Source organism: Streptomyces sp. NPDC042102, from assembly GCF_055582305.1.
Genome location: NZ_JBVJDL010000001.1, coordinates 1,207,755 through 1,218,215 on the forward strand (window position 1 = coordinate 1,207,755; position 10,461 = coordinate 1,218,215).

Below are 10,461 nucleotides of genomic sequence, written 5' to 3' on the forward strand. Positions count from 1 at the left end.
GTCCTCTCCGCGTCAGTGCCGGGCCGGCGCGGCCTCCGCGACGGAGGCGCGCTGGTGGACGTCGGGGATGCCGTCGCCGTCGGCGTCGAGGTTCTCCTCGTCGTACAGACGACGGTAGACGGTGTTCCGGCGGCGCAGCAGGAGGGCGGCGAGCCCGGCCGCGGTGACGGAGGCGACGAGCACGGCCGCCTTGATCTGCTCTGCGGCGTCCGTACCGGCGAAGGACAGTTCGCCGATCAGGAGGGCCACGGTGAAGCCGATCCCGGCCAGCACCGAGATGCCGAGGACGTCTGCCCACTCAAGGTCGGGGTTGAGCCGGGCCCGGGTGAAGCGGACGGCCAGGTAGGTGCCGCCGAAGACACCGAGGATCTTGCCGAGAACCAGCCCGATCAGGACGCCGAGCGGCTCTGGCCTGGTGAACACCTCCGCCAGCGCCGGGCCCGAAACGCTGACACCGGCCGCGAACAGGGCGAAGAGCGGGACCGCGATGCCGGCGGAGAAGGGGTGCACCAGGTGCGAGACACGGGCGCCCGGCGAGGCTTCCTCGCCCGTGTCGCGGGTGGTGCGCAGGATCAGGCCCATGGCGACGCCGGCGACGGTGGCATGGATGCCGCTGTTGTACATGAGCGCCCAGACAGCGATGCCCAGCGGCACGTACCACCACCAGCCGCGCACGCGCAGGCGCTGCAGGACGTAGAAGAGGACCAGCCCGGCGAAGGCGGCGCCCAGGGCCCAGAGGTTCAGGTCGTCGGCGAAGAAGACAGCGATGATCAGGATGCCGCCGAGGTCGTCCACGACGGCAAGGGTGAGCAAGAAGGCCCGGAGCGCGGCGGGCAGGTGGGTGGAGATCACGGCGAGCACGGCCAGCGCGAAGGCGATGTCGGTGGCCATGGGAACGGCCCAGCCGTCGGTGGCGCCCCCGCCGGCGGCCGCGGTGGCGGCGGAGAGGGCGGCGGGTACGGCCATGCCGCAGACCGCGGCGATCACGGGCAGCGCCGCTGTGGCGGGGGTGCGGAGTTCACCGACGACGAGTTCGCGCTTGAGCTCGATGCCGGCGACGAGGAAGAAGACCGCCAGCAGCCCGTCCGCGGTCCAGTGCCCGACCGACAGGTCCAGCCCGAGCGCGGGAATCCCGAAGTGGAAGTCGCGTATCCGCTCGTACGCCCCGTTCCACGGGCTGTTCGCCCAGACCAGGGCGACGACGGCGGCGGCCAGCAGGACCAGGCCGCCGATGGTCTCGGTGCGGAGGGCTTGGGCGATGGCCCGGCGCTCGCGCCAGGGAGGGAGTCCGAGGAAGGTGGGGCGCGGGGAGGGCGGCGTGGCCGTCATGAGGGGTACCTCTGGGAAAGTCGGCAGGAGAAGGACGCCCACGGCCGGCCGGAACGATGGCGAGGGGGTCCGTGCACACCAAGGCGCGAGGTGTGCACGGACCCCCTCAGGAGCCGGGCCGCGGGGGCACGGTCAGACGGTGGTCTTCACCGGCTCCTGGTCGGTGGTGTCGTTCCCGTCGGCGTCCCCATCAGCGTCCGTGTCGAGGCCGGCGTCGCGGCGGCGGACGAAGTCGAGGAAGGAGTTCAGCTCGCGCTTGACGACGGGGGCGAGCAGGTAGAGGCCGATGATGTTGATGACGGCGAGCATGAAGAGCACCGCGTCGGCCATGTCGATCAGGGTCTGCAGGGTCAGCAGCGAGCCGCCGACCGCGAACAGGGTGTAGGTGACCTTGAAGGTCAGCTCGCTGGCCTTGCTGCGGCCGAACAGGTGGGTCCAGGCCTTCATGCAGTAGTAGCCCCAGGTCAGCACCGTGGAGATGGCGAACAGCATGACCGCGATGGTCAGGATGTAGGGGAACCAGGGCAGGACGGTCGCGAAGGCGTCGGAGGTGATGGTCACGCCGCCGATGGACTCGCCCTTGCGGGCCTCGCCCCAGCTGGCCGGGTTGGCGATGACGATCGTCAGCGCGGTCATGGTGCAGATGATGACCGTGTCGATGAACGGCTCCAGCAGGGCGACCAGGCCCTCGCTGGCGGGGTGCTTGGTCTTGACCGCGGAGTGCGCGATCGGGGCGGAGCCGAGACCGGCCTCGTTGGAGAACGCGGCCCGCTTGAAGCCGATGATCAGCGCGCCGAGGACACCGCCCGCGACGCCCTGCGGGTTGAACGCGCCCTCGATGATCGTGGAGATCGCGGACGGGATCGCGGAGGCGTTGACGGCGATGACCACCAGGCAGCCGACGATGTAGATGCCGGCCATGGCCGGGACGAGCGCGCCGGTGACGGTGGCGATGGAGCGGATACCGCCGAGCAGGACGACGCCGACGAGCGCGGCGACCAGGATGCCGAAGAACAGAGCGCCACCCGAGCCGCCGATCAGGCCGCTCTCACCGCCGGTGACGGAGACCAGCTGGGCGTAGGACTGGTTCACCTGGAAGAGGTTGCCGCCGAAGAGGCCGAAGAAGAGCACGAAGGCGGAGGCCAGGATGGCCAGGACCTTGCCGAGGGTCTTGCCGCGGGCGCCGAAGCGCTCGGCGAGGCCCTTGGGCAGGTAGTGCATCGGGCCGCCGGAGACGGAACCGTCGGCGTGCACCTCGCGGTACTTCACGCCGAGCGTCACCTCGACGAACTTCGTCGCCATGCCCAGAAGACCGCACAGGATCATCCAGAACGTGGCACCGGGACCACCGATGGACACGGCCACCGCCACACCGGCGATGTTGCCGAGACCGACGGTGCCGGAGACGGCCGCGGTCAGCGCCTGGAAGTGGTTGACCTCACCGGCCGACCCCTTCTCGTCGTACTTTCCGCGGACCACCTTGAGCGCGAGCGGGAACTTGCGTATCTGGATCAGTCCGAACCAGGCGGAGAAGACCAGACCCGCGACGACCAGCCAGGCGACGATCAGCGGGAGCTGGGTGCCGTTGACCGGCACGGAGTAGAAGACGACCTCCCCGAGCCACTTGGCGATGGGCTCGAAGAATCCGCTGACAGCCTTGTCGACGGAGTCGGTGAAGGAGTCGAGTGACATGTGGCAAAACCTCGATGGCGCAGACCGGTCCCGTGCGGTGGGCCGGTGTGAGAAGGCGGGCTGTGAGCGAACGCCGTTGTCCGATCGGCGACCCGTAGCGCCGCCGGTCCGCGAACTCGGACTGTGGGCAGGCGCACATTGGTCGTGCAGGTGGAGCAAGCACTGCAGGTGGTGCCGCGGCCTGGTGACGGCCGCCGTTCCTTACCTCCGGCGAGGGGTGGGCCGGAGCGGAGTTGCGTATTCCTAGCACGTTCTTTACGCCGTCTTTAGTGATGCGGATCATATGAGCTGATCGTTTGCGGCATTTCTCCTGGTTCGGTGATCCGATCGTTATCCGGATCTGAGGTTCCGCTGAGCGAACGCGCGTGGGTCTCCGCCTCGCCGCGCACTCGGAGGCGAGCTCCCCGGCCCATGGGGAGCGATCTCGGTGCGCGGCTGGGTGACGGTCTCGGACCCGGCGCCGACGGAGGACTCGGTGCTGCGGCACTGGGTGGCGGTGGCGACGGCCTGGGCGCCGTGGGGCCCGTCGCGCATCCACGTGGCCAGCCTGCCCGCGCTGAGGCCTTCCGCGGTGCTCTTTAGCGGAAGTTGCTCAACAAAGGCCGGGCGTGCGCCGGCGCCACTATCGTCCAGATCTCCGTGCGCGCACTGTCTGCCGCCGCTGACGCAACCTCGGAGGCTGCCTGCCCATGCGCCCAGTACCGTCTTCCGCCCGGACTCCGCTGACCGTACTGGCGCTGCTCGCCGCCGTATTCGCCCTGCTCGCCGGCGGGGCGGGCCCGGCTTCCGCGCACGCGAGCCTCGGTGGTTCGGATCCCGCCGACAGCAGCGTCCTGAAGGAGGCGCCGCGGCAGGTCACGCTCACCTTCACCGAGTCCGTGACCTTCTCCGAGGATTCGGTGCGTGTGCTGTCCCCGGAGAACCAGCGGGTCAATCCCGCCCCGGCGCAGCACGCGGACGGCAAGGGCAACACGGCACGGGTGCAGTTGTCGGACAAGCTGTCCGAGGGCACCTACACGGTGGCCTGGCGGGTCGTTTCCGCCGACGGCCACCCCATCTCGGGCGCGTTCGTCTTCTCGATCGGCAAGCCGTCCGATACTGCCGCAGTGGTGCCGGACGGTTCGCTGGACGAATCGGCGGTCGGCCGCCTGTACGCATTCCTTCGCTACGTCGCCTACAGCGGGCTCGCGCTCCTCGTCGGCGCTGCCGCGTTCGTCGCAGTGTGCCGGCCCGGCGCGGGTGTGCTGCGCCGGGTGCGCAGGGTGCTGGCCGTGGGGTGGATCGTGCTGGTGGTGTCGACCGTGGCGCTTTTGATGCTGCGCGGCCCGTACGAGACGGCCGGTGGCCTGGCCTCGGTGTTCGACCTGTCACAGCTCGGTCGAACCGCCGTCGGGCGGCCCGGGCTTGCGTTGATCGTCCGGCTGGTGCTCCTGGCGGCAGCTGCCGGGCTGCTCAAGTGGTGTGCCGTCCGGCTGCGGAGCGGAGGCGACGGAGGCGAACCGCGCGGCCTCGGAAGGGGTGTCCGCTGGACCGGGGTGGCGCTCACCGTGGCTTTGGCGTTCACCTGGGCTGCCGCCGAGCACGCCTCCGCCGGCATCCAGGTGCCGCTCGCCATGCCTGTCGCCGTGCTGCACCTGCTGGCCATGGGGGTCTGGCTGGGCGGCCTGATCACCCTGGTGATCGTCCTTCGGAGTGCGGGATCCGGCGGCGGTCCGGTGCCGGCGGCCGTCGTCGGCCGCTTCTCCACCATGGCATTCGCCGCCGTTGCCGTGCTGGTCGGTACCGGGGTGTACCAGTCGTGGCGGCAGGTCGGCTCCTGGGAGGCGCTGACCACCACGTCGTACGGGAAGACCCTCGTGGTGAAGGTCGCCGTCGTGGTCCTCGTGCTGTGGGCGGCGTCGCTCTCGCGCCGCTGGACCGCCCGTCTCCTCGACGAGGCCGCTCCGGCCGTCGAGACGCGCACCGTGTCCGAGTCCGAGCCCGAGCGGGTGAGGGCGACCGTTGGCGCATCGGCAGCCCCGGCGGCAGCCTCGGGCGGCGTGCCTGATGGGCCTGATGGGGGCGAGGCGCACGGCGACGCCCGGTCGCCGGTGGCCGAGGTCGACGTCGACGTACATCGGCGCAGGCTGCGCCGGACGGTCGCCGTCGAGGCCGTACTCGGCGTCGTGGTCCTGGCCGTCTCCACCTTGCTGACCGGCACCCAGCCCAGCCGTGCCGCGGGCGAGATCGCGGCGGCGGTGGCAGCGGCGGCGCAGGAGCCGCAGGCCAAGGTGGCCACCGTGCCGTTCGACATGGGGAAGGCCGGTCACCAGGGCAATGTGCAGGTCACTCTGGCACCGGGACGGGTTGGGGAGAACACCGTCGAGGCCGTGGTGTTCAGCGCGGACGGCGGTCTCGCCACCGTGCCCGAACTCCGGTTGACCCTCACCCAGGAGGCTCTGGGCATCGGGCCGATCGACGCCAGGCTCAAGAATCAGAAGGGGTTCTGGGCCGTCTACGACCTGCAGCTGCCCATGCCCGGCGAGTGGACCTTGAACATCACGGTGCGTACGAGCGAGATCGATCAGGTCACCGTTCGCGGGAGCGTCGACATCGCTCCGGTGCCGAGGCGACCGGCACAGTAGTCCACCGGCCGCCCCGACCGTACGGTTCAGGCCTGGCGGCTGCGGCGTGCCCACCAGAAGGCGGCCGCACCGCCGAGCACGACGACGGCCGCGATCACTGCCACGATGACGCCGGTGCTGCTCCCCGAATCCGCCGCACTCGCCTTCGCCGCGTCCGGGGATGCGACTGGCACGGACGGAGCGGGGGAGGACGGCTGGGCGGACGGGGCGCTCGGGGTCGGTGTGGGCGACGTGCTCGGGGCGATCGGCTTGGCGCCGGGCGCGGCGGGTTGCAGCTTGAGGACCGGGGCGGGGTTGTCGACCTTCTGGCCGTCCGTCGGTGTCTCGATCCACCGGGAGACCTTGCCGTCGCTGTAGGTCTCCAGCGTCTTGAACGCCAGGGACTTCGCGTCCGGCAGCTGGCGTACGGTGATGCTGTATGCGGCGTCCGTGCCGGTCGCCAGCGCCGCGCCGCCGACGCTGTACCCGTCGGGAGTGACGGTCAGCTTCCAGTCCTCGGGCGCCTCCTTGAGGGCCACGGCGTCCGGAGCGATCCCCTCGGGGAGGACCACGCGCAGCTCCTTGATGCCCCCGGTGTCCGACTCCGCCTCGGAGGTGAAGGACAGGGTGACGTTCTCGGCGAGGGCGCGCGGGTCGGAGGCGGAGACCTCGGCGTGCGCGGCCGCCGGTCCGGCCGCGAGGCCCAGGAGCACCGCCGAGCCGACGGCGGCGAGGCCGAGGCGGCGGAGCGGGAGGTGCTGGTGCGACGTGTGCATGGTGAAGGAACCCTCTCGGTACGTGGAGCGGGCCGCACGGTGTGACCGTTCAGCCCGCCGGGATCAGGGGAACGTCTTCTGCACACCGGACAGGAGGGCCCCGGCGGACCACCGTGTCATGGAGCATCGTGCTCAGCAGCGGCCGTGGGGTACGACCGTCGAGCGGCAGGGGCCGGGTTCGAGGGTATGGCCGGAGCTGTGACCGGCAGAGGACACCGAACGCCGCAGCGGCGGTCGTCACAGCTTCGTGGGCCCAGCGGCCCAGCGTCTCCGGGAGGTGGCTGAGCGCCCGGTCCGCGCGGTACATGAGCAGAGCCATGACACCGGCGGCCGCAGCGTGGGCAGCCGTCAGCAACCACGTGCTGTGGTGTCCCGTGGGCACGAGGTGCGTCACGGTGCCGTGGGCCCCGTCATGTCCGTGGTGGCCCGGCTGCCGTACCGACAGGGCTCGGTGCAGGACGAGTTGAGCGGCACCTGCCGCCAGCACCGAGCTGAGCAGAACGAACACGGCAGCCCGCGGCCACCGTCCGCTCGGCCGCTCGGGCTGCGGAGGCGAGCGCATCCCTGCACGGGCTCCGGTCATGTCCGGCTCATCATCCACCGGTCACCGCTGCCCACGAGCCCCAACTGTCAATTGAGGAGCAGTTGTTCGTCGTCCTGCCGAATGGGCATGCCCTCGAGATGAGCGCCGACCAGTTCGGTTCGCTCGTCGAGGAGGCCGAAGCGGGAAGGCTCGACGCCGTCGTGACGCGCTGATTGCGACGTTCAGTCGCAGCAGTCGTCCGCGTCCGCGGTCGCGCAGGTCCTGTCCGCTTCGACCGCCAGCACCGCGGAACTCAGGTCGCTCAGCGCGTGGCGGAGGCGGGCGTCGGTCTGAGGTGGGGTGGGCTCCTCGTGGCCCTGGTGGGCATGACCGCCACGTTCGTCGCCCAGAGCGCGAGCGGAAACGAGAGTGGGTGCGGCTCCTCGGCGGGGTCTGGTCCGGAAATTGTCCGGATCTTGGTCCGGGACCGCTTTCGTGTCGCCGTGACCCTGGCACCACCTCGACGCCGCACTGCCGAGGCCGCGGGCGAGCGCCCGCGGCCCGGCGGCCGCCACTGGGTGGTCCTGGCGGGGACGGGGAAGTCAGTACGCGAAGCTGGCCCTGGCGGTCATGGCGGCCGTGACGCGGGCGATGTCGCTGCCGGGGGGAAGGGTGGGCCGAACCGCCTCACCCCCTGAGCCAGGGGTAGACGCACCTCTGCCCCACCGCTGGCATGGCGGTGGGGCAGGGGCGGTGCGCTCAGTACCGGGTGTGCCCCAGATCGAGGGTCCACGCCTCGTCGGGGTTCTTGTCCCAGTGGTCGCGCAGGGCCAGCTCACGGTCGGCGTGCCGGCCGCGGCGGCCGCGTTCACGGTGTCACGAGGGTGTGGGGAAGCGCAGGCGGGTGGCGGGCGAGGGCGCCGGAAGTCCGACCGGGGTGCCGCCGTCGTGATCGGGCATGACGTCGGCGAGTGGCCGGGTGCCCTCGGCTGCACGGGCCATCCACCGGCCGATCCCGGACAGGGGCTCCGTCGTGGTCGCCGTGGAGTCCGCGCCGCTGATCCACGTCGTGAGCGTGAACCGGTGATCGGCGAACTCTCCGGTGGGGCATGTCGAGGGGACGACTTCGTGGAAGGCGCTCGCCGGGAAGACGACGAGGGTGTCGTGCTCGGGCTCGATCGTGCGGTAGGACTCGGCCGGCGCGGCTTCGCCGTCGCGCAGCAGCGTGTCGTACAGCCTGAGCTGGCCGCCGTCGAAGCCACGGGGCTTGCGGTGGAGGTAGTAGACGGCGGAGAGGGCGGTGCTGACGTCGCGGACCCGTGAGGCATCGGTGTGGATGCCGTAGTGGCCCCCCTCGCCGTGCGCCGTCAGGACCGTCAACGACTGTGTGAGCGTGGCCCGATGGGCGAGGACGTCCTGCACGAGCGGCAGGCAGTCGGCGACGTGTCCGCTGAACACGGAACTGACCACGGGCAGGACGAGGGACTTGCGGCCTTTGCGGGAGGCCTGTCCTGTGAAGGGGTCCATGACGGTCCCCGCCTTGAAGTCGGCCTCTCGGGAAATCGCGTAGGCCAGGAGGGCGTCGGCGCGCGGCGCGCCGAGGAAGCTCTCGAAGCGGCAGATCGGCACGGGTATCACGGGGGCCGGCGACCACTGGTCGGAGGGAGGCAAGGCCCCGGCGCCCATTTCCGTCGGCGTGTGCGGGTCGGTCGTGTGTCCGCTCATGGGCCGGAACCGTACGCGCAGAGCCGACGTCGTCGAAGGGGCGGTCGAGGGGCGCATGGGGTGCACGTCAGTACGCGTCCCGGCTTCGCCGCTGACGGAGCAGGGGCGGACCGTGGGACCCGGCGCTGATGAGTCGCCTCCGACCGCTGGTTTTCAACTCCCGCGCGTACAAACAGGTTTCTCGCGATGCGGGGCGATCTCGCCGGCCGGTAGGCAGGGCCGGGCCCCGTTGCGCGGGTGGCCCGCAATATCCCCCGCACATGCCCGTCGCTGCCACTTGACACTACCCGTGAACTAGGGCGACGGTTAGGGCTGCCTAACCTAAGTGCGTGGACGGTGTGTACATCCCGTGCCGCAGGCTACGCCCCTCGGACGCAACGGGAAGGACCAGCATGTCGGGACGCCGCGAGGACCGCGGTCAGGCAGCCCAGGACCTGGTCGGCATAGGCTTCGGCCCGTCCAATCTCGCTCTGGCCATCGCGGTCGCCGACCAGAACCGGCGAGACGGTCAGCGCGCGCTGCGGGTCCGGTTCATCGAGCAGCAGGAGCGCTTCGGATGGCACCGGGGCATGCTGCTCGAAGGGGCGACCATGCAGGTCTCCTTCCTCAAGGACATGGTCACCATGCGAGACCCTTCGAGCCGCTTCTCCTTCCTGATGTACCTTCAGGAACGCGGTCGACTCGCCGACTTCATCAACCAGAAGACCTTCTTCCCCACCCGGCTCGAGTTCCACGACTACTTCGAGTGGTGCGCCGCCGAGTTCACCGACAGCGTCGGCTACGGCCGCCGCGTCACCCAGGTCCGACCCGTTCGCACCGTCGGCGGTCGTGTCGAGGCCGTGGACGTTCTCTCCGAAGACGCCGTCGGGGGCGCGCAGCAAGAGGTTGTCCGAACCCTCAACATCGCAGTCGGTACCGGTCTCACTCCGCGGCTGCCCGACGGTGTGGAAGCCGGGGACCACGTGTGGCACACGCGCGATCTCCTCTTCCGGGCTCCGGAGGTCAAGGAGCCCCGGCATCAGCGCTTCGTCGTCGTCGGCGCGGGACAGTCCGCCGCGGAGGCCGTCGACTACCTGCACCGCACCTTCCCCGACGCCCAGGTCAACGCGGTCTTCACCCGGTACGGCTACAGCCCGGCGGACGACAGCCCCTTCGCGAACCGGATCTTCGACCCGTCGGCGGTCGACGACTTCTTCACGGCGCCGGACGAGGTGAAGCGGGACCTCTACGGCTACCACCGCAACACCAACTACTCCGTCGTCGACGGCGACCTCATCGAGCAGCTCTACCGCACCCATTACCAGGAGCGAGTCGCCGGGCGCGAGCGCCTGCGCATCCTCAACACGACCGAACTCGTCGGTGTCGAGCACCTGGACGACGGCGTCCGTGTGGTCGTCCGTTCGCTGACGACCGGAGAGCAGCAGGTCCTCGACTGCGATGCCGTGGTCATGGCGACCGGCTATCGGCCCGTCGACCCCCGGGGGCTGCTCGGTGAACTCGCCGCGGACTGCCTCGCCGACGAGGAAGGCCGGCTCCGTGTCGACCGCGACCACCGGGTGCTCATGGCCGACCACGTCGACGTCGGTGTGTACCTCCAGGGTGGAACCGAGCACACGCACGGCATCTCCTCCTCCCTGCTGTCGACCCTTGCCGTCCGCTCGGGCGAGATCTGCGATTCCCTGCTGCTCCGCCGCACCGCGCGGGCGCTGAGGGCCGATCGGGGGCGGGAGACCGACTCCGTCCGGGGCTGACGAAGGCTGGGCCGGGATTCCGGGACGCATGCTGCGGAGCCGGGTGGAGAAGGACGCCGCCT

Annotated in this window: 6 protein-coding genes; 2 read left to right on the forward strand and 4 right to left on the reverse strand. The window is 70.6% G+C overall.

Annotation, left to right across the window (positions count from 1 at the left end):
- Window positions 1-12: 12 nt before the first annotated feature.
- A complete protein-coding gene (nhaA, locus tag ACZ6KO_RS05040) occupies window positions 13-1,329 on the reverse strand; it encodes a Na+/H+ antiporter NhaA (protein ID WP_469300072.1) in 1,317 nt (438 codons plus the stop codon).
- 132 nt (window positions 1,330-1,461) lie between these two features.
- A complete protein-coding gene (locus ACZ6KO_RS05045; protein WP_469300076.1) occupies window positions 1,462-3,021 on the reverse strand; it encodes an alanine/glycine:cation symporter family protein in 1,560 nt (519 codons plus the stop codon).
- A gap of 689 nt (window positions 3,022-3,710) precedes the next feature.
- On the opposite strand from ACZ6KO_RS05045, the gene ACZ6KO_RS05050 reads away from it, so the two are divergent.
- The gene (locus ACZ6KO_RS05050; RefSeq protein WP_469300078.1) at window positions 3,711-5,645 is read left to right on the forward strand and encodes a copper resistance CopC/CopD family protein; all 1,935 of its coding nucleotides are present in this window, start codon (window positions 3,711-3,713) and stop codon (window positions 5,643-5,645) included.
- Window positions 5,646-5,671: 26 nt separating this feature from the next.
- On the opposite strand, the gene ACZ6KO_RS05055 is transcribed toward ACZ6KO_RS05050, so the two are convergent.
- Together ACZ6KO_RS05055 and ACZ6KO_RS05060 are read right to left on the reverse strand one after the other, a co-directional pair.
- Window positions 5,672-6,400, reverse strand: a complete 729-nt coding sequence (locus tag ACZ6KO_RS05055; RefSeq protein WP_469300081.1) for a DUF1775 domain-containing protein — start codon at window positions 6,398-6,400, stop codon at window positions 5,672-5,674.
- A 1,399-nt stretch (window positions 6,401-7,799) separates the two neighbouring features.
- The gene (locus tag ACZ6KO_RS05060) at window positions 7,800-8,648 is read right to left on the reverse strand and encodes a 2OG-Fe(II) oxygenase (RefSeq protein WP_469300084.1); all 849 of its coding nucleotides are present in this window, start codon (window positions 8,646-8,648) and stop codon (window positions 7,800-7,802) included.
- A 392-nt stretch (window positions 8,649-9,040) separates the two neighbouring features.
- Between ACZ6KO_RS05060 and ACZ6KO_RS05065 the strand changes: the two genes are divergently transcribed.
- Window positions 9,041-10,399 carry a lysine N(6)-hydroxylase/L-ornithine N(5)-oxygenase family protein gene (locus ACZ6KO_RS05065; RefSeq protein ID WP_469300088.1) on the forward strand — a complete coding sequence of 453 codons (1,359 nt, stop codon included), beginning with the start codon at window positions 9,041-9,043 and terminating at the stop codon, window positions 10,397-10,399.
- Window positions 10,400-10,461 lie beyond the last annotated feature (62 nt).

Bases quoted from the DNA above. Each gene is read 5' to 3' on its own strand.
- nhaA (WP_469300072.1), bottom strand. From the start codon at position 1,329: ATGACGGCCACGCCGCCCTCCCCGCGCCCCACCTTCCTCGGACTCCCT.
- ACZ6KO_RS05045 (WP_469300076.1), bottom strand. From the start codon at position 3,021: ATGTCACTCGACTCCTTCACCGACTCCGTCGACAAGGCTGTCAGCGGA.
- ACZ6KO_RS05050 (WP_469300078.1), top strand. From the start codon at position 3,711: ATGCGCCCAGTACCGTCTTCCGCCCGGACTCCGCTGACCGTACTGGCG.
- ACZ6KO_RS05055 (WP_469300081.1), bottom strand. From the start codon at position 6,400: ATGCACACGTCGCACCAGCACCTCCCGCTCCGCCGCCTCGGCCTCGCC.
- ACZ6KO_RS05060 (WP_469300084.1), bottom strand. From the start codon at position 8,648: ATGAGCGGACACACGACCGACCCGCACACGCCGACGGAAATGGGCGCC.
- ACZ6KO_RS05065 (WP_469300088.1), top strand. From the start codon at position 9,041: ATGTCGGGACGCCGCGAGGACCGCGGTCAGGCAGCCCAGGACCTGGTC.